This is a genomic window from Streptomyces sannanensis (assembly GCF_039536205.1).
Taxonomy (GTDB): Bacteria; Actinomycetota; Actinomycetes; order Streptomycetales; family Streptomycetaceae; genus Streptomyces; species Streptomyces sannanensis.
Window position 1 is genome coordinate 5,515,877 of the sequence record NZ_BAAAYL010000001.1, and the last position, 26,312, is coordinate 5,542,188.

Sequence of the window (26,312 nt, forward strand, 5' to 3'; positions counted from 1 at the left end):
TGTCTTCGTCGGTACGGCTGGTGCATGGGGGTCCCCCCACCCCGGCGCAGCCGGGAGTGGGGGAGGGTGCGAGGCATGCGCGCGTACGTCATCGCGCACATCGGCCGACACCTCCCGTGCCGCTGCCGAGGACGCCGCTGCCGACGCGGCCGCCCTCCTTCGCGAAGGTCGAGTAGAAGCAGGTCATCAGAAATCCCACCCGTCGCCGTGGGCCGCGCCCTCGGCAGAGGCGTTCCTGGCGAACGCCTCGCCTGCCATACCGGCGGTGAGGGTGGTGCCGTCCGCGGGATCGATCAGCAGGAAGGAACCGGTCTGCCGGGACACCGCGTACGGGTCGAGCGGCAGCGGCTCGGAGATGCGCAGCACCACCGTGCCGATGTCGTTGACGCCCAGTTCCTCGGGGAGGTCCTGGTGCGCCAGGTCGTGCGTGAGGTCGATCCTGTACGGGAGCGCCTTCACGATCGCCTTGACGGTGCGGGTGGTGTGTTTGAGCAGCACCCGGTCGCCGACCTTGAGCGGACGTTCGTGCAGGTGGCAGATGGTGGCTTCGACGTCCTGGGTGGTCGTCGGGGCGGCGGCCGTGGGGGTGATCAGGTCGCCGCGGGAGATGTCGACGTCGTCGGCCAGCAGCAGGGTCACCGACTGCGGGGCCCAGGCCACGTCCATGGCCCGGCCGAGTGCGTCGATGCCGGTGATGGTGGAGGTCAGGCCCGAGGGCAGGACGGTCACCGGGTCGCCGACGCGGAGCACGCCGGAGGCGATCTGGCCGGCGTAGCCGCGGTAGTCGGGGTGTGCGGCGGTCTGCGGGCGGATGACGTACTGGACCGGGAAGCGGGCCGGGGCGTCGGAGGGGTCCGTGCCGACGGGCACGGTCTCCAGGTGTTCCAGCACGGTGGGGCCGCCGTACCAGTCCATGTGGGCGGAGGGCTCCACCACGTTGTCGCCGTTCAGCGCGGAGATCGGGATCGCAGTGACCTCCGGCAAGCCGAGTTGGGTGGCGTAGGCGGTGAACTCCTCGGCGATGCGCGCGAAGACGGGCTCGGCGTGGTCGACGAGGTCCATCTTGTTGACGGCCAGCACGATGTGCGGGACGCGCAGGAGGGCGGCGACGGCGGCGTGGCGGCGGGTCTGTTCGACGACGCCGTTGCGGGCGTCGACCAGGATGATGGTCAGTTCGGCGGTGGAGGCGCCGGTGACCATGTTGCGGGTGTACTGCACATGCCCGGGGGTGTCGGCCAGGATGAACCGGCGCCGGGGCGTGGCGAAGTAGCGGTAGGCGACATCGATGGTGATGCCCTGTTCCCGTTCGGCGCGCAGTCCGTCGGTGAGCAGTGCCAGGTCCGGGGCCTGCTGGCCCCGGTTGCGGGATGCCGTCTCCACGGCCTCCAGCTGGTCGGCCAGGACGGACTTCGAATCGTGCAGCAGCCGCCCGACCAGGGTGGACTTGCCGTCGTCGACGGAACCGGCGGTGGCGAAACGCAGCAGCGAGGTGGCGCTGGTGTCGATGGTGGTGGTGGTCATGACTAGAAGTACCCCTCGCGCTTGCGGTCTTCCATCGCGGCTTCGGACAGCTTGTCGTCGGCGCGGGTGGCGCCCCGTTCGGTGAGCCGGGAGGCGGCGATCTCGGCGATGACCTGCTCGATCGTGGCCGCGTCGGAGTCGACGGCGCCGGTGCAGGACATGTCGCCGACCGTGCGGTAGCGGATGAGCCGGGTCTCGGTGGTCTCGCCCTCCTTGGGGCCGTCCCACTCGCCGGCGGTCAGCCACATGCCGTTGCGCCGGAAGACCTCACGCTCGTGTGCGTAGTAGATCCGAGGGAGTTCGATCTTCTCGCGGGCGATGTACTGCCACACGTCCAGCTCGGTCCAGTTCGACAGCGGGAAGACCCGGACGTGCTCGCCGGGGGCGTGCCGGCCGTTGTAGAGCTGCCACAGCTCGGGGCGCTGGCGGCGCGGGTCCCACTGGGAGAACTCGTCGCGCAGCGAGAACACCCGCTCCTTGGCGCGGGCCTTCTCCTCGTCGCGGCGGCCCCCGCCGAAGACCGCGTCGAACCGCTCGGCGGCGATCTTCTCGGTCAGCGGCACGGTCTGCAGCGGGTTGCGGGTGCCGTCGGGGCGTTCACGCAGCCGGCCGTTGTCGATGTACTCCTGCACCGAGGCGACATGCAGCCGCAGCCCGTGCGCCGCGACCGTTCGGTCGCGGTAGTCGATGACCTCGGGGAAGTTGTGCCCGGTGTCCACGTGCAGCAGCGAGAACGGTACCGGCGCCGGGGCGAACGCCTTCAGCGCCAGGTGCAGCATGACGATGGAGTCCTTGCCGCCGGAGAACAGGATCACCGGCCGCTCGAACTCACCCGCCACCTCACGGAAGATGTGCACCGCCTCGGACTCCAGAACGTCCAGATGCGACAGCTGGGGGTACCCCCGGCCGGAGGCTGGGGGAGCGTTGTCGGTGGTCTCGGTGACAGGGGCGGTCGTCATCAGGCCAGTCCCTTCTCGGTGAGCAGCGCGTGCAGCGCGGCCGCGGACTCCTGGACGGTCTGCCGGTGCGACTCGATCCGGAGGTCGGGTGTCTCGGGGGCCTCGTAGGGGTCGTCGACGCCGGTCAGCCCGCTGATCTCGCCTGAGGCCTGCTTGGCGTACAGGCCCTTCACATCACGCACCGAGCACACCTCCACCGGTGTCGCGACGTGCACCTCGACATACGTGGTGCCCGCGGCGTCATGGCGCTTGCGCACGGCCTCGCGGCTGTCCGCGTACGGCGCGATCACCGGCACCAGCGCCTTCACGCCGTTGCTCGCCAGCAGCTCGGCGACGAAGCCGATCCGCTGCACATTGGTGTGCCGGTCCTCACGGCTGAAACCCAGGCCCGCGGAGAGGAACTCGCGGACCTCGTCACCGTCGAGCACCTCCACCCGGTGCCCCGCCTCACGCAGCCGGCCCGCCAGCTCGTACGCGATCGTGGTCTTGCCCGCGCTCGGCAGACCGGTCAGCCAGACCGTGGCTCCCTGTGCCGTAACGCTCATCGAAGTCTCCTGAAACTGTGTCTTGTCGGGGGACGCCCCCGAATCCCCTGTCATGGTCCGTCAGCCGTGCAGGCCGCACTCGGTCTTGGCCCGGCCGGCCCAGCGGCCGGCTCGCGCGTCCTCGCCCTCTGCCACCCGCCGGGTGCAGGGGGCACAGCCGACGGACGTGTAGCCGTCCATCAGCAGCGGGTTGGTCAGTACGCCGTGCTCCGCGACGTATGCGTCCACGTCGTCCTGCGTCCAGCGGGCGATCGGCGAGATCTTGACCTTCTGCCGCTTCTCGTCCCAGCCCACGACCGGGGTGTTCGCCCGGGTCGGGGACTCGTCGCGGCGCAGGCCGGTGGCCCAGGCGTCGTACGCGGTCAGGCCCTCTCCGAGGGGCTGGACCTTGCGCAGCGCGCAGCACAGGTCGGGCTCGCGGTCGTACAGCTTCGGCCCGTACTCGGCGTCCTGCTCGGCCACGGTCCGACGCGGGGTCAGCGTGATGACGTTGACGTCCATCACGGCCTCGACCGCGTCCCGGGTGCCGATGGTCTCCGGGAAGTGGTAGCCGGTGTCGAGGAAGACGACGTCGACGCCGGGGAAGGCACGGGAGGCGAGATGGGCGACCACCGCGTCCTCCATGGACGAGGTGACGCAGAAACGCGACCCGAAGGTCTCCGCGGCCCAGGTCAGGATCTCCAGCGGGGAGGCGTCCTCGAGCTCACGCCCCGCCCGCTCGGCGAGCTCCTTGAGCCTCTTGGTCATATCTCTTCCCCTCCTGCCCGGTCGTTCCGAAATCCACGGGCGAGCAGCCCGAGGAACTTCAGCTGGAAGGCGCGGTTGCAGGCCGCGCACTCCCAGGCGCTGTGGTTTTCCTCGCTGGGACGCAGGTCCTCGTCGCCGCAGTACGGGCAGTAGAAGGGAGCCGCACGCTCGCTCACGTTGTGCTCCTTGTTCCGCTTGCCGCGTTCATGAAAGAGCCTCCTCCGACGCACGTGCCGCCCAGGTGGCGAAGCGCTCGCCGTCCTCGCGCTCCCCCTCGAAACGCTTGACGACCCGCTCGACGTAGTCGGGCAGTTCGGCGGAGGTGACCTTCAGACCGCGGACCTTGCGGCCGAAGCCGGCCTCCAGGCCCAGCGCGCCGCCCAGGTGCACCTGGAAGCCCTCGACCTGGTTGCCCTCGCTGTCCGTCACCAGTTGGCCCTTGAGACCGATGTCCGCCACCTGGATACGGGCGCAGGCGTTCGGGCAGCCGTTGATGTTGATCGTGAGCGGCTGGTCGAAGTCGGGCAGGCGCCGCTCCAGCTCGTCGATCAGCGACTGGCCGCGGTTCTTGGTGTCGACGATCGCCAGCTTGCAGAACTCGATACCGGTGCAGGCCATCGTGCCGCGCCGGAACGGCGAGGCCTTGACCCGCAGGTCCAGCTCCTCCAGGGCGGCGACCAGCGAATCGACCTGGTCCTCCGCGATGTCGAGGACGATCATCTTCTGCTCGGCCGTGGTACGCACCCGGCCGGAGCCGTGCTCCTCGGCCAGCGCTGCGATTTTCGACAGGGTGGTGCCGTCGACGCGGCCGACGCGCGGCGCGAAGCCGACGTAGTAGCGGCCGTCCTTCTGCCTGTGCACGCCGACATGGTCGCGCCACTGCCGGCCCGGCTGCTCCGGCGCCGGGCCGTCGACGAGCTCGCGCTTCAGGTACTCGGTCTCCAGGACCTCGCGGAACTTCTTCGCGCCCCAGTCCGCGACCAGGAACTTCAGCCGGGCCCGGTTGCGCAGCCGGCGGTAGCCGTAGTCGCGGAAGACCGAGATGACGCCCTCGAAGACGTCCGGGACCTCGTCCAGCTGCACCCAGGCGCCCAGCCGCACACCGATCTTCGGGTTGGTGGACAGGCCGCCGCCGACCCACAGGTCGAAACCGGGGCCGTGCTCGGGGTGGTCGACACCGACGAAGGCGATGTCGTTGATCTCATGGGCCACGTCCAGCAGCGGCGAACCGGAGACCGCCGACTTGAACTTGCGCGGCAGGTTGGAGAATTCCTTGTTGCCGATGATGCGGCGCTGGATCTCGTCGATGGCGGGGGTGCCGTCGACGATCTCGTCCTCGGCGATGCCGGCGACCGGCGAGCCGAGGACGACCCGCGGGGTGTCACCGCACGCCTCGGTCGTCGACAGGCCCACGGCCTCCAGCCGCCGCCAGATCTCCGGCACGTCCTCGATACGGATCCAGTGGTACTGGACGTTCTGCCGGTCGGTGATGTCGGCCGTGCCGCGCGCGAACTCCTGGGAGATCTCGCCGATGACCCGCAGCTGTTCGGTGGTCAGCCGGCCGCCGTCGATACGGACCCGCAACATGAAGAACTCGTCGTCCAGCTCCTCCGGCGCCAGGACGGCGGTCTTGCCGCCGTCGATCCCGGGCTTGCGCTGGGTGTAGAGACCCCACCAGCGCATACGCCCGCGAAGGTCGTTGGGGTCGATGGAGTCGAATCCCTGCTTGGAGTAGACCGTCTCGATGCGTGTCCGCACATTGAGACCGTCGTCTTCCTTCTTGAACTGCTCATTGCCGTTGAGGGGCGTGCGGTGCCCACGAGCCCACTGGCCTTCGCCGCGGTGGCGTCCGGCCTTGCGGCGGGGCGTTGCGGATGCGGGCGGTTCAGGGGTGGCGGCCATGGCGGTACGTCCTTCGGAACTGCGGGAAGACGGCTCTCACCTGCGCGGGGGCGCGTCGGAGCGCGCCGCCCGCGCGGGACGGTGAAACGGTGAGGAAAGGGAGGAACGCGGCGGTGCTGGGACTCTCAGCTCGCCGGACACATGGCGCTGGACATACGGCCGAGGTCGACGTGCCGCCGACTCACCAAGGCGATTCCAGCTGAAGACATGACGGAAGCGTGGCACGGGGATCTCGGGGCAGTCCACTTCCATCCATAATCCGGACGGCTGGGTCTCGAAATCCGGAATGCTGTGGCGGCCGTCACTCCCCGGCCCGCGCGGGCCAGTGCTGTGACCGGAAAGGTTTGCCGGAAGCTCGCGGCTCCCCCAACTACCTCCCCCAGCTACCGCCCCCAGTACCTCCCCCAGCTACCGCTGGGGGTGCACCCAGGGTGCCCCCAGAGGTGCCCCCAGGTGCGGTGCATCGCAAGGCGGAGCATCGCAGTTCGTACTCGGCCGTATTCGCGCGATGCGACAACGGTGGGGGTACCTCCCGTGCCCGAAGGGCTATGGGGGAGAGGTGCCGTGCCTGGGGGCACCTCCCAGCGGGTAGCCGGGGGAGTCGCGAGCCGGTGAACCATTCCGGTCGGCGCACTAAGCCTGCGCGCCCGGCCACGGACCGGGTGTGGCCACCTCGGGCTGCTCCTCGGTCTTGGTGTCGAAGAGCCGGAAGCCCCGGCGCAGGTAGTTGTCCATGGCGTGCGGACCGTCCAGGGAGCACGTGTGCAGCCACACCCGCTTCGTCGGCGGGCGGTCCGGCCAGCGCTCCGCCAGGTCCCAGGCCCGCGCCACACCGTACGAGAGTAGATGGCCGCCGATCCGGCGCCCCCGGAACGCCGGGATCAGCCCGAAGTAGACGATCTCCACGACGCCCTCGTCCTGCGCCGCCAGCTCGACATAGCCGGCCGGGGTGCCGTTCTCGTACGCCACCCAGGTCTCGGTACCGGGCTGGTCCAGCACGTTCTGCCACTCGGCATATGTGAGGCCGAGCCGGTCGGTCCAGCGGATGTCCCCGCCGACGGCGGTGTAGAGGAAGCGGCTGAATTCGGGCGACGGTACCTCGGCGCGCACAATCCGGACGTCCCCGGCGGGCTCGGCCGCGGGCCGAAGATCGTCCGGCGAGGTCTGTTCGAGGGACCAGGTGGTGACAGTGATGCTCATGCGGGCCAGCAAAACATGCGGTCACAGCCCTGGCCAAGGCTGTCCGGAGTGCGGAAGGATCGCGGCCGCGTCATGCCACCCCCCACGGACCACAATGGGAGGACACAGATGGCCCGCAGCACCACCCGCTCGTACAGACGCCGCGGCCTGCTCGCCGCGGCCACCGCCACGGTGGCGCTCTTCACCCTGGCCGGGAAGAACGCGGCGGACGCCGTCCGCGCAGCCTTCCGCGCCCGCCAGATCACCGGCGTCTGACCGACAGGGGGAGGCCCGCACGAGCCGCCCCCGTCTCACACCTCCGCGCGCGCCCGCTCCACCACCGCCCGCAGATCCAGGCTGTGCGGCAGTGTCCCGAACGCCGTACCCCAGTCCCCGCCCAGCCGCGAGGCGCAGAACGCGTCCGCGACCTCCGCCGGAGCCCAGCGCACCAGCAGCGAACCCTGGAGCACCAGCGCCATCCGCTCCACCAGCCGCCGGGCCCGCGCCTCGATGCCGTCCAGATCGGCGAGCTCGGTCAGCAGATCCTTGACCGCGTTGTCCAGCCGGTGATCGGCACCGCGCGCCTTCCCCACCTCCGTCAGAAAGGCGTTCAGCGCCTGCGGCTCCCTCTGCAGCGCCCGCAGCACATCCAGCGCCTGGACATTTCCCGACCCCTCCCAGATCGAATTGAGCGGCGCCTCGCGCAGCAGCCGCGGCATCCCCGACTCCTCCACATAGCCGTTGCCACCCAGGCACTCCAGCGCCTCGCCCACCATCGGCGTGCAGCGCTTGGTCACCCAGTACTTGGCCGCCGGCACCGCGAGCCGCAGAAACGCCCGCTCCTCGTCCGTGTCCGCGTCGTATGCCGCCGCACACCGCAGCGCCAGCGTGGTCGCCGCCTCCGACTCCAGCGCCAGATCGGCCAGCACGTTCCGCATCAGCGGCTTGTCGATCAGCGGCCCGCCGAACGCGCTGCGATACGCCGCATGGTGCACCGCCTGCGCCACCGCCTGCCGCATCAGCGCCGCCGAACCCGTCGCACAGTCCAGCCGGGTCGCCGCCACCATCTCGATGATGGTGCGCACCCCGCGCCCCTCCTCACCGACCCGGCGCCCCCAGGTGCCGTCGAACTCCACCTCGCTCGACGCGTTGGACCTGTTGCCCAGCTTGTCCTTGAGCCGCTGGATGGCGAAGACGTTCCGCGTCCCGTCCGGCAGCACCCGGGGCACCAGGAAACAGGTCAGCCCGCCGGGCGCCTGCGCCAGCACGAGAAACCCGTCACTCATCGGAGCCGAACAGAACCACTTGTGTCCGGTCAGCAGATACTCACCCTCAACATCCAGCGGCACCGCACTCGTCGTAATCGCCCGCACATCGCTGCCGCCCTGCTTCTCCGTCATGCCCATCCCGAAGAGCACACCGGGCTTCAGCGCCGCGGGCCGCAGCCCGGCTTCGTACACGTGCGACGTCAGCCGCGGCTCCCACTCGGCCGCAAGCCCCGGGTCCGTACGCAGCGCCGGCACCGCCGCGTGCGTCATCGACAGCGGACAGCCGTGCCCCGCCTCGGCCTGCGTCCACACCAGGAAGCCCGCCGCCCGCCGGACATGTCCGCCCGGCCTGCCCCAGGCATTCACCAGCCCCGCTCCGACCGCATGCCCCAGCAGCCGGTGCCAGGCCGGATGGAAATCGACCTCGTCGATGCGATTGCCGTACCGGTCGTGCGTGCGCAGCTTCGGCGGATTCTCGTTCGCCAGCGCACCCCACTCCTGGACCTGCGCGGAACCGGCGGCACTGCCGAGTTCCGACAGCTCCCCCCGTACCTCGTCGAGGAGCTCTGGTGCGATATGCCGCTCCACGGCCTCGGAGAGGGCCCGGTCGGCGGCGAAGACGTCGTACCCCACCAGGGGCGGGACCTGGTTGGTCACTGTGTGGGTGGTGGCTGCCATGCCGATACGGTAAAGAGGTGCAGCCAGCAAATGAAACACCCGAACGGCCACATGGCCGACTTCGCAGAGCTCGAGCCCTCTACCCCCACGTCTCGAAGCGCGGGCTCATCTGGCTGCTCCTCAAGGACACCATCAACTCCTGCATGGAGTACCGCATCCTGGGCCTCGCGGCCGAGGCGGCCTTTTTCACCCTGCTCTCCCTGCCGCCGCTCCTGCTCGGCCTCATCGGACTGCTCGGCTACGTCGACGACTGGACCAACACGCACACCGTCGCCAGCATCCAGCAGAACATCCTCCACGCGGCCGGAACCGTCCTCTCCGACCGTGGCGTCAACGAGATCGCCCGGCCCCTGCTCGAGGACGTCACCCAGGGCGGCCGACCCGACATCGTCTCCCTCGGCTTCGCCATCGCCCTCTGGTCCGGCTCGCGCGCCGTCAACGTCTTCATCGACACCATCACCGTGATGTACGGACTGGACGGCCGCCGCGGCATCGTCGCCACCCGGCTGCTCTCCTTCCTCCTCTACATCGTCGCGCTGCTGATCGGCGCGGTGGTGCTGCCACTCGCCGTCGTCGGCCCCGACCGGGTCGTCGAGATCATTCCCTGGGGCACGGAAGTCGTCAGCGTCCTGTACTGGCCGGTGGTGATCCTGCTCTCCATCGTCTTCCTCACCACGCTCTACCACGTGTCCGTACCGGTGCGCTCGCCGTGGATCGAGGACGTGCCCGGCGCACTGGTCGCCCTTGGCATGTGGGTGCTCGGCAGCTTCCTCCTCCGTATCTACCTCACGAGCGCCGTCGAGGGCCCCACCATCTACGGCTCCCTCGCCGCCCCCATCGCCGTCCTGCTGTGGATCGGCGTCTCCGCCTTCGCCGTCCTGGTCGGCGCCGCCGTCAACGCCGCGATCGACCGCGTCTGGCCCTCCGTCGCCACGGCCGCCGCCCGCGCGGCCAACGAACGCGCCCGCGAGGCCGAGGCCGCCGCGATCGTCGCCCGCGCGGAAGCGGCCCGCGCCGCGGCGGACGAGGAGGAGGACGACGACCCGGACGACCCCGGGATGCCCTCCGAGTTCCCCGAACGCTGGTCGCGCTTCCTGCCGCCGGACGACGTCACCTCGCACCTGTGGACACCGGGACGCGGAGACAAAGACGAACGCGCCTCGTAGCGGGGCGCTGTCGGTGCGGTCACTCGTGCCCTGTCCGGCCGGTCCTGCCGGCTCGCGACGCTCCCCCAGCTACCTCGGGGGCCCCAGGCACCGCAGCTCGCCGCGTTGTCGTCGGTCGCCGATGTCCCCCAGTCGCCTCTGGGGGAGCCCCCAGAGGCGACCCCCACCGCATGCGCGGACACCAGCCGTTCCGCGGCGGGCCCTCCTCCGCCCTGCGATGCACGGCACCAGCCGCCGCTCCCTGATCCGGCCTGACCGATCGGACAGGGCCTAGGAGCGCCCTGAAGATTTTGAAAACGCACCCGCCTTGCACCGGATTGCCCCGATCGGTATTTACGGGTGAATCAGGGCGACTCGGGCGGCCTGAGCAAGATCTTCAGATGTCTCCTAGCCTCTGAGGCATGTACGAGGAGCGGCCCTCCCGCCTGGGCGGCGCCGTCGTCTGGACGCGTACCGCGTCCGCCGGCGCCGCCCACCCCGTCCTGCCGGACGGCTGCATGGACCTGCTGTGGACCGAAGGCAGACTCTTCGTCGCCGGCCCCGACACCCACGCGTACGTCCCCGACGACCCCGCGACCGTCCGCTACGCCGGAGTCCGCTTCGCCCCCGGCACCGCGCCCGCCTACCTCGGCGTACCCGCCCATGAGCTGCGCGACCAGCGGGTCGACCTCGCCGAACTGTGGCCCGCCGCCGAGGTGCGCAGGCTCACCGGACGAATGGACTCCGCCCTGGACCCCGCCGCCGCCCTGGAGGCCCTGGCCCTGCGGCACGCCGCCGCCGTGCCCCCGCCCGACCCGCTGCTTCGCGCCATCACGGTCCGCCTCGACGCGGGCCACACCGTCGCCGCGACCGCCGAAGCCGTCGGCCTGGGCGTGCGCGCGCTCCACCGCCGCTCCCTGGCCGCCTTCGGCTACGGCCCCAAGACGCTGGCCCGGGTGCTTCGGCTTCAGCGTGCCCTGGCGCTCGTACGCTCCGGAGTGCCGTACGCCGAGGCGGCGCTCGCGGCGGGCTGCGCCGACCAGGCCCACCTCGCCCGCGAGATGCGCGACCTGGCCGGCACCACCCTCACCGCCTACGCCACCGCGTCGCTCGCGGCGAACAGCGACACCGCGGCACCGTCGGGGTCCAGCACCACGGCGTAGCGCTGCCCCCAGACGGCGTCCCAGGGCTTGAGATGGCCGGCGTACCCGGCCGCGGCCAGCGCCTCGTACGTCGCGTCCACCCCGGCCGGACTCCCGCAGTCGAAGGCCAACTCGATCCGGTGTCCGCCCTGCGGGCGCGTCCAGCCGGGATCGAAGGAGCGGACCACCTCTTCGGTGTCCCACATGATCCGCAGCCCACCGGGCAGGGACACCTCGACATGCGGCGCGGACTCGGCCCCGGCCGGGATGTCCAGGCCGAGCCGGCGGTAAAAGGCGAGGGAGGCGGCCATGTCGGAGACGACCAGGCCGATGGCATCGAGTCGCGGTGCGTTCATGCGGCCACCGTAGGCAGGCGGTTCACCAGAGGTCTTGAACGAATCGGACACCGCTCGAAAAAGAAGTGGCGCCGTCGGCAGCGGCCCCGATAAGGTCACTCCGGTCAAGAGCCGTATGAGAAACGGGAGGTGAGGACATTGGTGACTGTCATTGCGCTGCGGGCTGCCCGCGTTCAGGAGCTCATCATTTCCACCCCCGTGGTCTCCGGCTGACTTTCTCCTTCCCGGGACCACATTTCGAAGGGTCCCCTCTTGTACCTCTCTTCTTCTCCTTCCTCCGTCTCGCACCCTCTCGCCGCCTACGGCTGGGACGAGGACCTGGAGGCAGAGTTCGCCTCCTACGCCGCGCAAGGCCTGCTGCCCGGCCGTGTCGTACGGGTCGACCGTGGCCAGTGCGATGTCGTCACCGCCGACGGCGTCGTCCGGGCCGACACCGCGTTCGTCACCCCGCACGACCCGATGCGCGTGATCTGCACCGGAGACTGGGCCGCCGTCGACCCGGAGGGCAGCAGCCCCCGGTACGTACGGGCGTACCTGCCGCGCCGGACCGCGTTCGTGCGCAGCACCTCCTCCAAGCGGTCCGAGGGCCAGATCCTCGCCGCCAATGTCGATCACGCGATCATCGCGGTCTCGCTCGCAGTCGAGTTGGACCTCGGACGCATCGAGCGCTTCCTGGCACTGGCCTGGGAGAGCGCCGAGTAGTACACACCAGCCCTCACCTGCACAGATGCCGTTTGGAGCGGCCGGATCTGTGAGGTAGGAGGGCACTATGGCGAAGAAGACGGCAGAGGAGTTCCGGGACGGTTCTCCCGAGGAGCTGGCAGGGAAGTCCCCGGAGGACCTGGTCGACCTCTACCTGCGCCGCAGCAAGAAGAGGGAGACGGTCGAGACCCTCAAGCAGCACGCGCGCGACCTGCGCCGTGAGATGGACCGGCAGGGGCTCACCGTCCGCAAGGTCTGGCTGGAGCAGCGAAGCGCTTCCAAGCAGCACGTGCGGCGCGAGAAGCTCGAAGGCGCGATGGCCGCCGTCATGGACGGCGAGATCAAGACGCTAGCCGTCTGGAAGACTGACCGCTTCGACCGACGGGGCATGGCTGCCATAGGCACGGCCCTGGACGAGTTCGACCGCCGGCAGGCTCGGCTCTTCGTACTCCAGGAACGCCTGGACTCCAGCCAGCCGGGCACCCGCATCGTCTTCGCGATCCTGGCCGAACGCGCTCGCGAGGAGATCAAGGACCTCACCCTCCGGGTGACGACCGGAAAGAACGCGGCACGCACCGCCGGCCGGTGGCCGGGTGGCCGCACCCCGTACGGCGTCCGCTCCCCCAGGGGATCGGGACACATCGAACCGGACCCTGCCGAGTACCCGCACGCCCGTCGCATCGCGGACGAGCTGCTGGCCGGGAAGTCCGCGATGCGCGTGGCCCACGACCTGGAACGGGACGGCATCCGGACGCGCGACGGCGCCCGCTGGGACGCCCGCGCGATCACGCGCATGGTGCGCTCCACGGCATGGGCCGGCCTGCTGCCGACCAAGGACAGGCGGTTCGACGAGCACGGCCAGCCCCTTGACGTCTGGGTGCCCTCGGCCGAGCCCGTGCGGGACGCCGAAGGTAACCCGGTGGTCATCGGAACCGGCGTCGTCAGCCCGGGGGAGCGGCTCCGGATCCTCGCGCTGATCGAAGCGCGCGTCACCAAGATGGGCGGGGGATCACGCGGGAAACGCCCGCACACCACCTTCCTCGGAGGCATCTTCTCCTGCCCGCACTGCGGGAAGGGCATGACCGGCAGTGGCAGCGGCAGCGCCCGCAGCCTCATGTATCGGTGCCGCACCCGATCGGTGTACGGCAAGGACGCCTGCCCTGGTGTAGTGGTCCGAGCGCCGCGTATGGACGCGGCGGTCGAGGCGATGTGGCTGAGCCACGTCTCGGCTCTCGAACACGGATCCCCGGGCCTCGACGCCATCGTCCGACGTTGGGCGGTTTTCCACGACGTGGAGAAGGAACAGCGCCGCAAGGAGGTCATGGCCGGCCTCGACGCGGCGAGGACACGCCGCGACAAGCTGGAACACGACTTCTATGTGGAAGGCACGTTGTCCGAAGACCGGTTCAAGACGTTGGCAGCCGAGCAGTCGGCGGTGATCGAGTCGCTCGACCTCGAAGCGGCCGAACTCGCACGGGAAGCCGACCTCTCTGTCTTCTTCGCAGACGGCGAGGCACTGGCGGACGCGTGGGCGGAGTCGACGCTCGCGGACCGGCGCATGCTCCTGGGCTGCGTCCTGAAGTCGTTGACGATCGTTCCCGCACGGTTCCCTGGGGACCGCACCCCGATTCTCAGCCGGGTCGTTCCCCAGTGGGTCGCCTGACGTATTTCGCGATGCTGTGATCCCGGAACAGGGAAAACCCTGTTCCGGGGTCTGCGCGCCGTGGTGCATCTGTCAGCCTGGATCGACCGCGCGATAGTCGGTCTGTGGACGAAGAACGGGAAGAGGTGCCCGCTGACCTTGGATGATGGGAGTTCCTACGCCTCATCAGTCCCACGAAGCGCTCCGCGCTCGCCCACCTGCCGTCGGGGAAGTTCACCGCGAACGCCGCCTGGCTCACCCTCGCAGCCACCGCCTACAACCTCACCCGGGCCGCCGGCCGCCTCGCCGCCGTCTTCCACGCCCGGGCCATGACCGGCACCATCCGCCGCCACCTGATCCACATCCCGGCCCGGATCGCCACTGGCGCCCGCCGCCTCACCCTCCACCTGCCCAGGCACTGGCGCTGGGCCGACGACTTGGCCAGCACCACCATGCCAATGATCAGGCCCAGGACGTCCACGGCCAGTTCGCGCTTGCGGCCCGATACCTTCTTGTTGGCGTCAAGTCCTGTCGTGGTCTTCGGGACACCGGCGGCCGCACGCACGGACTGGGTGTCGATGATCGCGAGGGCCGGGTCCTCTAATCGCCGGGCCTTCTCCCGCACCTGGCAGCGCAGGAGTTCCTGGATCCGCTGGTCCAGGCCGCACTCGCGCCACAGAGTGAAGTAGTAGAACACCGCCGACCAGGACGGCAGGTCATGGGGCAAGTAGCGCCAATGAAAGCCCGTTCGGTTCTGGTAGAAGATCGCGTTCACGACCTCCCGCGGATCGCAGGACCCAGGGTCACCGGTCGCTTACCGCCTCACCCGCTCCTGCTTCCAGCCCGTGATCATCGGCTCGATCAACGACCACTGCTCGTCCGATAGGTCGCTCGGATACGGCTCTCTGTCCACGCTTGCATCCCGGCATGTCCATGTCGAGTGCCTGGCCCGCGCGGCGATCAGTCCCACGATCGAGCGATCACGAAGCAAGAAAGACCGGACTTAACGCCCATTCAGACCGTGCATGAGGCACTCACGCGCCACGTTCCCGAGACGGGGCCGTGGAGTGTTGGACGGTATTGGCCTGTTAGCCGTCGAGGGCCCATTGCAGCCCTTGGGTCGAAGCGGGACCCCAGGACCATCTTCCGGCAGTAAACTCCAAGCCCGCTGATCGACAACAGACCTTGGAGGACCGTTGTCCGCACCGCCGCCGTCCTGGCTGCATGGAATGCGCACCCGATACTCCCGCCTGGAGAACGCGTCCAAGATCGGGGTCTGGGGCATCGCCATCTCCAGCATCTTAGCCCTTACTGGCATTGCCGTGCAGGTCGGTGCCGATGGCGACAGCAAGCCGGATGCCAAGCCTCCCGCTGCCACCTCGACGCCGACGCCCGCACCGGGTAACAGCCGCACCCCGTCCTCCAGCAGTACTCCGGCGAGTCCCTCGTCGGCCCCGCGGTCCTACGTGATGGTCTTTGAGGATCAGACCATGAGCCTCGGGTTGCCCGATGACGATATCGGCTCCCTCGACTTCGACACCCCTGCCACCCGCCGCTATACCGACGGCGAGTGGTCCGCGATGACGTCGAACTCCGAGCAAACCGGCACTCCGAAGGAACCGGACCTGTCGTACAGCAACCCAGTCTGGGGCTACTTGACGCTCGTGAAGGGCCGGAACGCCGCGCAGCTACGCCCTGAGTCCATGCCAGCCACCGCCGAAGATTGCGCTCGCAGCGCCCAGGTTGGAGGCTTCACCGAAGCCAAGATGTCCGAATGGAAGCTCCCGCCGAAGACGGTGCTGTGCATCGTGACCGACAAGGGCAACATCGTGCGGGCCACAGTTGCCCGCCTAGTCGGAGGCGATTCGAACCGCCGCGCCAACAACGCTCCCGACCAGATCGAGCTCTCGGTTACCCTATGGAAGCCCGCCACGTAGCCCAGGTGCTCCCGGGACGACGATGTGCCCAGCACGGAAGGTGCACCGGGGGTGGAGCTGAGGCCCGGGTCCGCAGCGTCAGGAGCCGAGCTGGCTCCGAGACGGCGCCCGGGCCAACGGTGCGTTCTCCGCTCGCGGGCGGGCTGCTGGAGAACCTCTTCGGCAGCACGCTCGGCGGTGGTACGACCACGTGAGGTTTTGCACCGCCCGGTCATCGTCGAGGGGGACGGTCCGTGTCCCGAGAGGGCGGCGCGTGCTGCTCACCGACGAGGTCTTGCAGGCATCGGGACAGGAAGCGTCCGGCCTCGCGTTGTACTCGGCGCTATCGCGCCGGGCTGGCTCATGTTTAAGAGGGGTCACCCCATAGTCGAATCAGTCCGACGCCCACGTCCCCACCACGCCGGCGACGACGGCGGGAACCAGCACGACCAGTGCCTTGTAGCCACCGCGTCGACCTTGCGGAGGTAGGCGGCGGGGGAGGAGGTGCGGTCATGGTGAGGCCGTTCTCGATCGGGTCCGAAGGCGAGTGTCCTGCGTTCCTCGCGTGCTGACGGAGGTCTCGTCAGGGAGACGACCTCCGGGTCAGCCAGCTGCCTGCAACGGCCAGGAGGACCATGCAGATCAGCACGCTCGGTGTCGTGTGGCCGAGGGCTCGGCCCACCAGCCAGCCAGTCGCTGCACCGGTCAGCGCCAGGGACCCGACCTCCAGGACGGCGCCGATCCGTCCGCCGGTCCCGCCCCGCCACCGGCGTGCGATCAGCAGCGGGAGGACGAACGCCAGCGAGCCGAGCACGGCGATCAGGGGGGCGTGGAACCGTACGGGCAGGGGCAGCTTGTAGGCCAGGGCCTGGATCGCGGTCAGGGTGAGCAGCACGGAACCGATGACCGTGGTCTGGATCAGGGACAGGTATTGCTGGTGGCTCTGCAGCCGTTGCGCGGCGGACTCCGTGGCGACCCGCGCGGCCTCGGCCACCTGCTCCCGCGCGATGCCCAGGTAGGTCATGTCGTCGTCGAGGACCGCGGCCAGCCGCGCGCGTAGTTCCTCGTCGCCGTCGAGGACCCTCGGCCGGCCGTCCGCGCCCGCCCCCAGGACGCGCAGGCCAGCGGACGAGATCTCCAAGGAGCGGGTCATGGTGCGCAGGCCGCCGCTGGTCGCGCTCGCCAGTCGTTCTTCGGCCAGGGCCTGCCGGGCCTGTTCGGCGATACGCTCCCAGCGTTCGAGGGCGCGTCGGCCCGTGGCGGGGCGGTCCGCCGAACTTGCAGTCAGCTCCTGCCACTTCCTGGTCAGTTCTTCGCCGATCTGTCTCAGCTTGCCGACGTGTTCGGTCAGGGCTGCGTCGCTGTCGAGGCGTAACCGGTGGCTCTCCCGGATCTGAGCGGCGGCGATGAGATAGCGGGTCAGCGGCACTAGGTCACCGTGCGCGGAGTACCAGCTCCAGTCGTCCAGCAGGCCTTCCTGCCGGTCGTTCGCCACGGTGGTGAGGAGCAGATCGCGGCGGGCCGTGTACGTTTCCCCCGATCGGGTGAGCTCCCACAAGCTCAGCCCGTCGTCGGTCTCCACTGGGCGGGAGAGCCGCGAATCGGGCGACAGGTCCCGGCGGAGCCCCTCCGCGACGCGCGCCGGGTCCGGGGGCGCACCGCCGTCGGGGACGCCGAGTGACCGGTAGACGCGGACCGATCCGATCAGCGATGCGTCGGTTTCGACGGCGTTTCCGGCATCCCCTGCCGCCGCGGCCACGGACGCGGCTCGCGAGCGGGCCTCTTCCCAGACGCGTCCGAGCGCGCGTAGCGCCTGCGCGCTCTGCCCGGCGGTGCGGCCCGGCCCTTCCTCCTCGGCCAGCATGACGGTGAGCCCCACAACGTCGTGCAGCCGGTAGAGCAGCGCCTGCCTGGCCCCGGTGGCGTCGGCCCGTAACCGCAGGAAGTGGACGCTGCTCCCGTTCCTCAGGTCGGTGGGAAGGGACAGTTCGCCGCCGTCCTGGAGCGCGGTGTCCATGCCGGCCTGCGCACACGTCTCCCACAGGAGGCGCAGGAGCCGTCCGCCCCGGTCGTCGAGCCGCCGGGACGCGAAGAAGTAGTGGAGTTGCAGAGCCTCTCGCGCATGGCGCGGTTCACTGCTCATCCTGGTCCTCGGTGCGCTCCCCCTCGGGAGCGTCCTCGACCAGCCAGTCCTGGATCAGCGCCTTGCGCTCCAGGATCCGCTCCGAGGCCTCGGTCGTCTCGCCCGTCAGCTTCCTGGGCGCGCGCATCACTGTCACGAGGTCATCGAGCTCAAAGAGCGCCTGCCGGAAACCGTCGTGGTCGTCCCGGTCCAGCGAGCCGGACATGGCGGCCAGACACTCCTCCACCCGGTGCCAGCCCTCCGGAGTGAACCGCCTGCGCACCGTCTCGTCTAGGATCTCCTCGGCTTCCTCGCGAAGACGCCTCAACTCGGCCCGCACATCGCCCCCTTGGTAATCTCCCGGTCTCCGGGCCCAGCCTAGGGCATCGGACGGGACGGCGATGGGGGGCGGATGGACCGCGCACAGGGCCTGAACGGTTTCGGACGGCTCGCGGCGAGACTGCTGTTCGTCCGGGACGCGAACCGCGTCGCCGCCGACATGGGCCGGTACGCCTACCAGGACCTCCAGGCCTGGTACGACAACCCCCGCGACGTGGACTCCCTCGACAGCGCCGCCGCCTTCTACCGCAACGCCCTGCGGAACACCACGCCGAACCACCCGCAGCGCGCACCGCTCGAAGCGCAACTGGCCTCCATCAAGCGCGACCAGTGGCTCGCCACCGGCGTCCAGGACCAGCTCGACCAGGCGATCGCCCTGATGGCGGAGTCCGCGGCCCGTACGCCCCCCGCCGAGGCGGCGGACTGGATCGGCCGCCGCTGGAGCCTGATGCTGCTCCACGTACTGCGCTACGGCGCCGCCAAGGACCCGTCCGATGCCCGGCTCGCCGTAGAATGCCACCGATCGCTGGCGCCAGCGCTTGACGGATCGCGCGGCCTGCCCTGGGCGCCGGACCTGCACGCCGCCGTGCTCCTCACCGCGGCACAGCTGGCGGCGTTACGGGGCGACGAACCGGCGAGCGCGGCCTGGATCGAACAGGCCCGGCAGACCCTCGGCGGCACCCTGACCCCGACCGCCGGCCCGGGGGTGGACTCATGCCTGCTCTTCCTCAAGCAACGCGTCCGCTTCCTGCGCGAGCAGTACGAGGGCACTTACGACCACCAGCTCACCCAGGAGGCCGACGCGCTGTGCTCCTGCGGCATCGACGCGTTCGGGGAGCACGCGGGCGACACGGGAGAGCTCTTCATGCTCCGTGGCGTTCTGCTCGCCACCCGCTACCGGCTCCTCAGCCGGAGGGAGGACGCACAGCGCGCCCACCGTGACTTCGAGACCGCCCTGCGCCTCACCCCCACCGACCGGCCGAGCCATGCCGACCGGCAGTGGCGTCTGGCCTCGCTCATCGTTTCGGTCTCCGCGAACGAGCCGCTCGCGCCCGAGGACATCGCACTGGCCCACCGCCTCGCCATCGAGTCCCTGGCCGCGGTCCCACCCGGTGCACCGGACCACGCACACCATCTGCGACTGATGGCCGAGGTCCGCCGCCGGTTCCCGGCCGAGACGGGAACCGGCTACTTACGGGAGACCGCGGCGCTGTACGAACGGTCCCTCGCCGCGGGCCTGACCGACAGCGGTGGCGCCTGGCTGGTCCACACCAGCCTCGCGATGATCCAGCAGGAGCTCTACGGGGCCACGGGCGATCCGGAGTACCTGGCGACCGCTATCGGCCACTCGGAACAGGCCCTCCGCCAGTGTCCGCCGCGGGAGGCCCAGCAGTACCTACCGGTGCTGCACTCCACCCTCGGGTGCACGCTGCGGCTCCGCTACGAACGCTCCGGCCGCCAGCAGGACTACGAAAGGGCACGCGAGCACACAGCCAAGGGCGTCGATCTCGCTCCCCTGCCGGGAACCGCGCCCGACTGGGCCATACGGCTCTCCAACCACGCACTCGTCCTCCGCATCCCGGGCCGGCCCGAGGACTACCGCGCCGCGGAGCGGCTCCTGCTCGACGCACTCGACCGTGGGAGCCTGCTGCCGCAGGAGGAGCGGATCCTGCACCACAACCTCGGCCTGGTCCTGCGGGAAGAGGCCGAGATCACGCAGGACCGCGAGCTGCTGCTCCGGTCCGCAGTCCCCCATCTGGAGTGGGCCGTCGCCGCCACGTCGGTGCACGAGGTCGACGGCCGGCTCGCCCGCCGCAACCTGTCGGCGGCGCTGCACTCCTGGTGGCTGTTCGACGAGGACCCGGACGTGCTGCGGAAGGCACTGTCCGAGGCCGAGGCCGCACTCGCGGCTGCGCCCGCCCAAGCACCGGACCGGCCCCTGCTGCTGTCCGACGTCGGCACCTGTCTCGCCAGCCGAGGCGCCCACCGCGCGGAACACAACGACTCGGAGGGCGCCCGCCGTGACTACGAGCGTGCGGTGGCCCTGCTCCAGGAGGCCCTACGGCTGCTGCCGGCCGGGCACACCAGCCGTGCCGCCACCGAAACCCAGTACAGCGATGCCCTGCAGACCCTCGACCTGCTCGCCGGTGAACGGGGCGGCAGGGACGAGGCACTGGCGGTCCAGCGCCGGGCCGTGCGCTCGGCAGACGCGGACAGTCCATCCTGGGCGCTGCCCGCTTTGTTCCTCGCGACCACGCTAGTCAACTCCGGGGAACCGTCGGACGAGGAACTGCACGAGGCCGTGGACCTATGCCTGCGGGTCGCCCGGCATCCGTCGGCGGCCGCGACGACCCGCTGGAACGCGGCCGTCAAGGGAGCCGAGCTCCAGGTCGACCAGGGCGACTGGGCGGGCGCCCTCGACGCCTGTCTCGCCGCTATCGAGGTCCTGCCCCGGGTGGCCTGGGGCGGCCTCACCTTCGACGACCGGCTGCACGCCCTGAGCGAGACCTCGCAGACGGTCTCCGACGCGGCGGCCATCGCCCTCCATGCCGGCGCCCCCGAGCGGGCGCTGGAGATCCTCGAACACGGCCGCGGCCAACTGCTCTCCCACGCCCTGGACATGCGCGCCGACCTGGAGGCCGTGCGGTGCCTGGACCCCCGGCTGGCGGCCGAACTGGAGCTGCTCCGCGCCGACCACGCCGCCGCCCGGTCGGGCGACGCGGAGCGGGCGCGCGCGTACCGAAGGCAGCGCCAGTATGACTGGGACCACCTCGTCCGGCAGGTGCGGCGACTCCCCGGACTTGCCGACTTCCTCCAACCGCTGCCCTGCCGGGACCTGCTCGCCGCCGCCAACGACGGCCCCGTCGTCGTTCTCAATTCCAGCCGGTTCCGCTCGGACGCGCTGGTCCTCCACGACGGCACCCTCACCGTCGTGCCGCTACCCGCGTTCCGGCACGGCAAGGCGGTGCTCCGCGCCCAGGCCCTGTCACGGCTCGTGCACCCGCCCGAGGAGGAAGGGGAGAAGGACGACCCCAGGGAACAGCTGACCGAGCTCCGCGCGTACCTGACCGACCTGCTGGACTGGTTGTGGACCGCCGTCGCGGAACCCGTACTGAGGGTTCTGCCGCCCGCCGCGCAGCGGGACGAGGACACGCTCCCGCCCCGCATGTGGTGGTGCCCCACCGGCGTGTTCAACCACCTTCCAGTCCATGCGGCCACTCGGATCGAGGAGCCGCTCGCCCCCGGTGACCCGGCGGGCGGCGACAGCCTCGGTGACCGGTACGTGTGCAGCCACACCCCCACCTTGCGTGCCCTGGCGGCGGCCCGCCAGGCGGACCGGCGCGCGCCGGGGGCGAAACCCTCCATGCTGCTCGTCGGCGTGGGTGGGACCCCGCCGGGATCGGACCTGGCCGAGCTGGACCACGTCGCTATGGAGATCGACGCCGTCGCGCGCCTGTTCCCGGCGGCCCAGCCGCTGCGCGACGAGCAGGCTCTCCGGGCGACGGTCCTGCGCCGCCTTAAGACCGCTGGGTGGTTCCACTTCGCCGGCCACGGCGAACAGCACCCCGAGGAACCGGACGGGCTCCTCTACCTGTGGGACCACACCACGAGCGACTCTCTCCGCATCCGCGACATCGCCGGCCTCCGCCTGGACCGGGCCGAGCTCGCCTTCCTCTCGGCCTGCCAGACCCACCTGGCGCCACGGGCCCATTCCGACGAGCCGGTCAGCCTCGCCGGAGCACTGCAGCTCGCCGGATTCCGGCAGGTCGTCGCCGCCCAGTGGCAGCTGAACAGCCGCCGGGCCCGGCACGTCACCACGCGCTTCTACGCGAACCTGCTGGCGCCCACCGGCACCGGCGGCCGGCCGGTTCCCGCCCCGACGGCCGCCGGCGCGGCCTACGCCTTGTACGCCGTGGTACGGGAGGAGCGCCTGAATCGTCCGGAAACCGTGGAGGTGTGGGCGGCGTACGTGCATCTCGGTCCGTGACGGGCGCAGCGCGGGCTCGTCGCGGACCTTCGGCACCGATGCGTCGGCCGCCGTGTTGCAACCGAGCTGCTCCAGGGCAGGGCAGCCGATCACGGTCTCATCGTCCTGGCGGCACCTGGTCAGCCGACGGGCGCCGCCTTGCCGGGTGCCCTTTTCAGGTGAGCATCGACCAGCCCAGGCGATCCCACCACCACCACCACGAGGGCGGCCCCGGTGCGGACGGCGGTCTGCTTGAGCATGCTGTTCTGCCCGGGTGGGCCGATCGCCGAATGCCTGTGCTCGTGGTTGTAGTAAGTGCCTTGTTACCGCGCCGTCAGGGGTGGGAGTGCTCGGATAGCCCCCGGGTTACGCCGAATCGAGGCCTTGCTTACGGCATGGTTGACGCGATCACGGAGCGCGTCAGCGGAGACGTACGAGAGTGCCTCAACCAGCGAATCGAGTGCGGAGACGAGCTGGCTCTCCTGCTGGCGCAGATGCGCGTCGAGGAAGGGGACCACACCACCCGTGGCGTTGCAGCGGGCCCGCCGTGCGTACAGCACAGTGAGGGAGAAAGCCCAGCAGGCGTGAAGGAAGCCGTAGACGGGACGAGGAGTTCCCCGCCAGGGGGAGAAGAAGGTGACGGCGGCGGGGAGGCGCACGTCGTGTGCGGCCAGGGCGTCGTTGAGCCAGTTGTGGGCGGCCTCGTGGATCAGGTCGCGGGCCAGGACCTCGGGGTGGGCGGTGTAGTCGGTGAAGACCGTGCCCGAGAGGCGGGTGAGGGCCCAGCTGTGGAGGGTCTCGTCGAGTCGGCGACGGTTGAGCAGGCAGATGACGGGGGCGTGCTGGGTGAGCAGGGTGCCGAAGCCGTGCTCGGTCGCGGAGGCGAGGGCGGCACGAACGAGGTCATGGGTCTCGGGTGGGGCAGGGCTGGTGTCGGGGCCGACGAGGTAGTAGGCGGTTTCGGAGATCTCTGAGCGGAGCAGGTCCGCGGGGCGCGGGCTGAGCACGATGTGCGGGCCGGCCGACAGATGGGGCAGGTCTCGCACCGTCGTACGGCGGTACCAGGCGAGGCGGTCCGCGTTCCGGGCGCGCGCCGCGTGTTCGGCGCCTTCGAGCAGGTGGTGGGCCACGGCGTAGTCGAGGGCGGACGAGCCGAGGCGGTTGCCGAGTACGGAGGCGATACGGCTGGTCCGTTGGCGCTGATGGTCGGCGATGCCACCGAGGGCGACCAGGGCTTCCGGGGAGAGAGCGCTCATCTGGGGCTCCGGGAGTGGGACGGGGCCGGACCGGGACGGGCCCGGCCCCGTGGCGGGTCAGGACTCGGTGGTGGACTCAGCGGCGTCAGGCTGTACCGTGGTGGCCAGCCAGGTCTCGGTGGCCGCGTTGGAGGTGTGCGCGGTGGTGCGCACGGGGTCGCTGTCACGCAGGGACGCGACCGCCTCCAGGAACTCGTCGAATGTCTTGTCGTCTGCCACTGCTCGCTCTCTCTCCTCAGGTAGGGGTGGTGGGTCGGGGCGAAGGGCTGGTGCGGGCGGGCCGCGGGGGCCGGTCACGGATGCATGGCTCCTTACTCGGAGACGAAGAGCGTCAGGAACTTGCGAACGCGGCCGGCGCGGACCGGTTCGGTGCCGTGGACGAGCTGGCTGCCGAAGACCACGAGAGTGCCGGGAGCGGGTGTAACGCTCCATCGGGTGCGCGGCATGCTGCGAAACCAGGGAGAGGACATGTCCGTCCCGTCGTGTGCGAAGCGCATCCCCGGGGTGTAACCCGACCCGGTCGGCGCCTCGTCGGTGGTCCAAGCGGCGTCGTTGCCCGTGGTCTCCACGTAGAACGCGCCGCCCGTGTCGTGGATCTCCGTGAGTGTGACCGTCGCGGCGGCGATCTGGCGGGGACGGGTGAGGGGGTCGGGGGCGATGCCGTCGGCATGCGGGGTGATGTACTGGCCGGCGCCGTACTCGAGGTAGATCCACGGCCGGTGGCCGGTGACCGACGGCAGGGTGCGCGTGACGGCGGCCATGTGGAGCTTGAGGGCCTGGTCGAGGAGGGCGGTCGCCTCGTGCGGGATGTCGGTCAGCTCGATCCGGCCGGCCGGCTCGTAGACGTCCTGCGCCTCGGCGGGGGAGCGACCGGGGATCTCGTGGATGGTCGTATGGCGGCCCGCGCCGTACCGGTCGCGCCCGAGGGGGCCGAGCGCGTCGTCCATGACGTTGTTGAGGCGCTCGATCTCGTTCGGTTTGAGGAAGCTCTCCACGGTCCGGATGGACAGCGTCTCGGCGATGTGGATCACTGCTCGCCTCCATCGCTGGAGTGGGCTTCGGTCGCGCAGGCGCAGAGGGCGGACGGCGGGGCAGACGTGGCCTCGGCCAGCGCCTCCGTGAGTACGTGCACGGCCTCGGCGAGGTCCTCGAAGTACTCGGCAGGCGTGGTGCCAGCAGAGGGTACGAGATGGAGGTCGAGCGTCGGATACACCCGGCCGGTGGTGCGGCACGTGAGCTCGTTGCGACCGAGGACCAGCGAACACGCTCCGGGCAGGGAGGACTCGGCTCGGCCAGCGGCGCGGCACAGGCGCACCGCTGTACGCGCGTACTCGGCGCGGTCGCGCGGCAGGATGCCAACCGAGAGGAACCGCGGCTCGGCTGCGGGGAGGTCGGCGTAGGCGTGGCCCTGGCAGCTGTCATAGGTGACGGTGTTCCAACCCGTGGTGAGCGCGTCGACGACCGGGCGGACGCCGGGCTCGATGCCCTCGTACCACTGGGGGTGTCGCGGGTCGAGATCGTCCGCCTCGTGAATGCCGGGGAGGCCGACCGTGTTGATGTTGCCGTGGGCACTTACCTGGAGGCGTGCTGGCGGGCGCGGTGCGGCGGGATCATCCCAGCGGGCCAGGAACGCCACGACGTGGTGCATGTCGTTGGGGCGGACGGGACGCCAGCGTAGCCGGGAACAGGAGGCAGCGGGCGGGAGATCCGGCTGGGCGAGCAGGGTGGCGACGCCGTCGATCAGGCGCATGCGGTGGTCGCAGTACGCGTCTTCGTCGCCCGCGGCGGCGAAGCGCAGGCGGACCGCCGGGCAGCCCGCGCCGCAGGTGTCGCGGTAGTCGCATGTCGTGCACTTCGTGACCAGGGAGCGTGCCTGCCGGAGCAGGGGAGAGCTGCCCTGGGCGCCGGCCACGTCCGCCTCAGCGTGTACGTCACCGAGCGCGGCCAGGCCGGCCTGCGGCCAGGGCAGCTCGTCGCAGCATCCCAAGCGGTCATCGGGATAAAGGGTGAGGACGTGGTCGCACTTCAAGTCGGAGAAGTGACAGGAACGGGTTTGTAGACCCCTCAGGCGGCGGATGACGGAGACGACGGGCTCCAGCTTGACGCGGTGGAACAGGCCGTCGGCGACCCAGTGGTGGGCGGCTTCCAGCACGAAGTCGGCGTACTGGCGCGGCGTGACGGCCCAGGCCGGGCCGGTGGGGCCGATGGCCCGTCGCTGGAGTGCCCGGCTGGTCGGCGTACGGGATCCCGCCACAGTGGTCGACCGGGTGACCGCCGCGTCGAAGCACGGCACCAGGCTGACCGTCGTCACGGAGGAAAAGGAGGCGAGCTGCTCCATGACCTCGGAGGCTCGGCCGAGGACGTACGGGGTGACGGCGCAGATGACGCCGACGCGACGTTCCCGACGGCCGAGAAGTTCCAGGGCTTCGACCACTCGGGGGTACGTGGGCTGGCCGTCGTAACCGACACGCCACGAGTTCCCGAGCGCGTCCCCGTCGAGGGAGAGGCCGATCTCCAACTGGGGGTAGTGCTGCTCGAACAGGTCCAGCCAGGCGTCGTCGAGCTGGAGGCCGTTGGTCTGGAGGCTCACGCGGATGACGTTCGGCTGTGCGGCGAGCGCGTCCAGGATCTCCGCGATCCGTTCCCGGCCGGCGGTCAGGGGCTCCCCGCCGTGGAGTTCGACGCTGAGCGGACGCCCGGAGAAGATCGAACCGAGGCGGTGGACCTGTTCTGCGCTGATCCGGGCACCGCCCGGTGACTCCTTCCGCTTCTCGAAGCAGTACAGGCAGTCGATGTCGCAGGTCTCCCCGCGGAGCTTGAGGATGACGGAGACGGCCGTGTCCGGCCCGGTGCGCGACAGCGGGGCGTAGAGACTCTCCAGGTCGATGGAGGCGGTGCGGGTGACGGGCATCAGAGGACTCCTGAG

Annotated in this window: 22 protein-coding genes and 3 pseudogenes; 8 read left to right on the plus strand and 17 right to left on the minus strand. The window is 70.3% G+C overall.

Annotation, left to right across the window (positions count from 1 at the left end; genetic code table 11):
• Positions 1 to 186 precede the first annotated feature (186 nt).
• From ABD858_RS25735 to ABD858_RS25770, 8 genes are all read right to left on the minus strand, one after another.
• Positions 187 to 1,521: a sulfate adenylyltransferase subunit 1 gene (locus ABD858_RS25735; protein ID WP_345041758.1), complete on the minus strand. Its 1,335-nt coding sequence runs from the start codon at positions 1,519 to 1,521 to the stop codon at positions 187 to 189.
• Positions 1,522 to 1,523: 2 nt separating this feature from the next.
• On the minus strand, positions 1,524 to 2,480 hold the full coding sequence (gene cysD / locus ABD858_RS25740) for a sulfate adenylyltransferase subunit CysD (protein ID WP_425586252.1): 957 nt from the start codon (positions 2,478 to 2,480) through the stop codon (positions 1,524 to 1,526).
• Positions 2,480 to 3,025, minus strand: a complete 546-nt coding sequence (gene cysC, locus ABD858_RS25745; protein ID WP_345041760.1) for an adenylyl-sulfate kinase — start codon at positions 3,023 to 3,025, stop codon at positions 2,480 to 2,482. Before cysC ends, cysD begins: the two co-directional genes overlap by 1 nt.
• 60 nt (positions 3,026 to 3,085) lie before the next feature.
• A complete protein-coding gene (locus tag ABD858_RS25750; RefSeq protein WP_345041762.1) occupies positions 3,086 to 3,772 on the minus strand; it encodes a phosphoadenylyl-sulfate reductase in 687 nt (228 codons plus the stop codon).
• The gene (locus ABD858_RS25755) at positions 3,769 to 3,948 is read right to left on the minus strand and encodes a hypothetical protein (protein WP_345041765.1); all 180 of its coding nucleotides are present in this window, start codon (positions 3,946 to 3,948) and stop codon (positions 3,769 to 3,771) included. The genes ABD858_RS25750 and ABD858_RS25755 overlap by 4 nt, the downstream gene beginning before the upstream one ends.
• A gap of 28 nt (positions 3,949 to 3,976) precedes the next feature.
• Entirely contained in the window at positions 3,977 to 5,674 is a 1,698-nt protein-coding gene (locus tag ABD858_RS25760; protein ID WP_345041768.1) for a nitrite/sulfite reductase, read from the minus strand.
• A 125-nt stretch (positions 5,675 to 5,799) separates the two neighbouring features.
• Positions 5,800 to 5,883, minus strand: a complete 84-nt coding sequence (locus tag ABD858_RS25765) for a putative leader peptide (protein ID WP_345044859.1) — start codon at positions 5,881 to 5,883, stop codon at positions 5,800 to 5,802.
• A 424-nt stretch (positions 5,884 to 6,307) separates the two neighbouring features.
• Positions 6,308 to 6,874 carry a GNAT family N-acetyltransferase gene (locus tag ABD858_RS25770; protein ID WP_345041770.1) on the minus strand — a complete coding sequence of 189 codons (567 nt, stop codon included), beginning with the start codon at positions 6,872 to 6,874 and terminating at the stop codon, positions 6,308 to 6,310.
• Between the two features lie 108 nt (positions 6,875 to 6,982).
• On the opposite strand from ABD858_RS25770, the gene ABD858_RS25775 reads away from it, so the two are divergent.
• Positions 6,983 to 7,129: a hypothetical protein gene (locus ABD858_RS25775; RefSeq protein WP_345041772.1), complete on the plus strand. Its 147-nt coding sequence runs from the start codon at positions 6,983 to 6,985 to the stop codon at positions 7,127 to 7,129.
• A gap of 35 nt (positions 7,130 to 7,164) precedes the next feature.
• Here the strand turns inward: ABD858_RS25775 and ABD858_RS25780 are convergent, their stop codons facing one another.
• Entirely contained in the window at positions 7,165 to 8,799 is a 1,635-nt protein-coding gene (locus tag ABD858_RS25780) for an acyl-CoA dehydrogenase family protein (protein ID WP_345041773.1), read from the minus strand.
• Between the two features lie 17 nt (positions 8,800 to 8,816).
• On the opposite strand from ABD858_RS25780, the gene ABD858_RS25785 reads away from it, so the two are divergent.
• Positions 8,817 to 9,965: a YihY/virulence factor BrkB family protein gene (locus ABD858_RS25785; RefSeq protein WP_345041775.1), complete on the plus strand. Its 1,149-nt coding sequence runs from the start codon at positions 8,817 to 8,819 to the stop codon at positions 9,963 to 9,965.
• 401 nt (positions 9,966 to 10,366) lie between these two features.
• Positions 10,367 to 11,107: a DUF6597 domain-containing transcriptional factor gene (locus ABD858_RS25790; RefSeq protein WP_345041776.1), complete on the plus strand. Its 741-nt coding sequence runs from the start codon at positions 10,367 to 10,369 to the stop codon at positions 11,105 to 11,107.
• On the opposite strand, the gene ABD858_RS25795 is transcribed toward ABD858_RS25790, so the two are convergent.
• Positions 11,038 to 11,493 (minus strand): VOC family protein, encoded by a 456-nt coding sequence (locus tag ABD858_RS25795; RefSeq protein WP_345041778.1) that lies wholly within the window; start codon positions 11,491 to 11,493, stop codon positions 11,038 to 11,040. The genes ABD858_RS25790 and ABD858_RS25795 overlap by 70 nt on opposite strands.
• Positions 11,494 to 11,694: 201 nt before the next feature.
• On the opposite strand from ABD858_RS25795, the pseudogene rsgA reads away from it, so the two are divergent.
• From rsgA to ABD858_RS25810, 3 genes and pseudogenes are all read left to right on the plus strand, one after another.
• Positions 11,695 to 12,135: pseudogene (gene rsgA / locus ABD858_RS25800) on the plus strand (GTPase RsgA); the annotation flags it as partial.
• A 76-nt stretch (positions 12,136 to 12,211) separates the two neighbouring features.
• Positions 12,212 to 13,807, plus strand: a complete 1,596-nt coding sequence (locus ABD858_RS25805) for a recombinase family protein (RefSeq protein WP_345041781.1) — start codon at positions 12,212 to 12,214, stop codon at positions 13,805 to 13,807.
• Positions 13,808 to 13,983: 176 nt separating this feature from the next.
• Positions 13,984 to 14,214 (plus strand): annotated as a pseudogene (locus ABD858_RS25810) (transposase); the annotation flags it as partial.
• A 2-nt stretch (positions 14,215 to 14,216) separates the two neighbouring features.
• Here the strand turns inward: ABD858_RS25810 and ABD858_RS25815 are convergent.
• Positions 14,217 to 14,699, minus strand: a pseudogene (locus ABD858_RS25815) (transposase); the annotation flags it as partial.
• Between the two features lie 283 nt (positions 14,700 to 14,982).
• On the opposite strand from ABD858_RS25815, the gene ABD858_RS25820 reads away from it, so the two are divergent.
• On the plus strand, positions 14,983 to 15,723 hold the full coding sequence (locus ABD858_RS25820; protein WP_345041784.1) for a hypothetical protein: 741 nt from the start codon (positions 14,983 to 14,985) through the stop codon (positions 15,721 to 15,723).
• Between the two features lie 562 nt (positions 15,724 to 16,285).
• On the opposite strand, the gene ABD858_RS25825 is transcribed toward ABD858_RS25820, so the two are convergent.
• Both ABD858_RS25825 and ABD858_RS25830 read right to left on the minus strand, forming a co-directional pair.
• Positions 16,286 to 17,845, minus strand: coding sequence for a CATRA conflict system CASPASE/TPR repeat-associated protein (locus ABD858_RS25825; protein WP_345041786.1), 1,560 nt, complete (start codon positions 17,843 to 17,845; stop codon positions 16,286 to 16,288).
• On the minus strand, positions 17,835 to 18,164 hold the full coding sequence (locus ABD858_RS25830; protein WP_345041789.1) for a CATRA system-associated protein: 330 nt from the start codon (positions 18,162 to 18,164) through the stop codon (positions 17,835 to 17,837). The genes ABD858_RS25825 and ABD858_RS25830 overlap by 11 nt, the downstream gene beginning before the upstream one ends.
• A 72-nt stretch (positions 18,165 to 18,236) precedes the next feature.
• Between ABD858_RS25830 and ABD858_RS25835 the strand changes: the two genes are divergently transcribed.
• The gene (locus ABD858_RS25835; RefSeq protein ID WP_345041791.1) at positions 18,237 to 22,151 is read left to right on the plus strand and encodes a CHAT domain-containing protein; all 3,915 of its coding nucleotides are present in this window, start codon (positions 18,237 to 18,239) and stop codon (positions 22,149 to 22,151) included.
• A 302-nt stretch (positions 22,152 to 22,453) separates the two neighbouring features.
• Here the strand turns inward: ABD858_RS25835 and ABD858_RS25840 are convergent, their stop codons facing one another.
• From ABD858_RS25840 to ABD858_RS25855, 4 genes are all read right to left on the minus strand, one after another.
• Positions 22,454 to 23,386 carry an aKG-HExxH-type peptide beta-hydroxylase gene (locus tag ABD858_RS25840; protein ID WP_345041794.1) on the minus strand — a complete coding sequence of 311 codons (933 nt, stop codon included), beginning with the start codon at positions 23,384 to 23,386 and terminating at the stop codon, positions 22,454 to 22,456.
• A gap of 57 nt (positions 23,387 to 23,443) precedes the next feature.
• Positions 23,444 to 23,605 carry a hypothetical protein gene (locus ABD858_RS25845; RefSeq protein WP_345041796.1) on the minus strand — a complete coding sequence of 54 codons (162 nt, stop codon included), beginning with the start codon at positions 23,603 to 23,605 and terminating at the stop codon, positions 23,444 to 23,446.
• A gap of 92 nt (positions 23,606 to 23,697) precedes the next feature.
• On the minus strand, positions 23,698 to 24,417 hold the full coding sequence (locus tag ABD858_RS25850) for a 2OG-Fe(II) oxygenase (protein ID WP_345041798.1): 720 nt from the start codon (positions 24,415 to 24,417) through the stop codon (positions 23,698 to 23,700).
• Entirely contained in the window at positions 24,414 to 26,297 is a 1,884-nt protein-coding gene (locus ABD858_RS25855) for a radical SAM protein (RefSeq protein WP_345041800.1), read from the minus strand. Before ABD858_RS25855 ends, ABD858_RS25850 begins: the two co-directional genes overlap by 4 nt.
• Positions 26,298 to 26,312 lie beyond the last annotated feature (15 nt).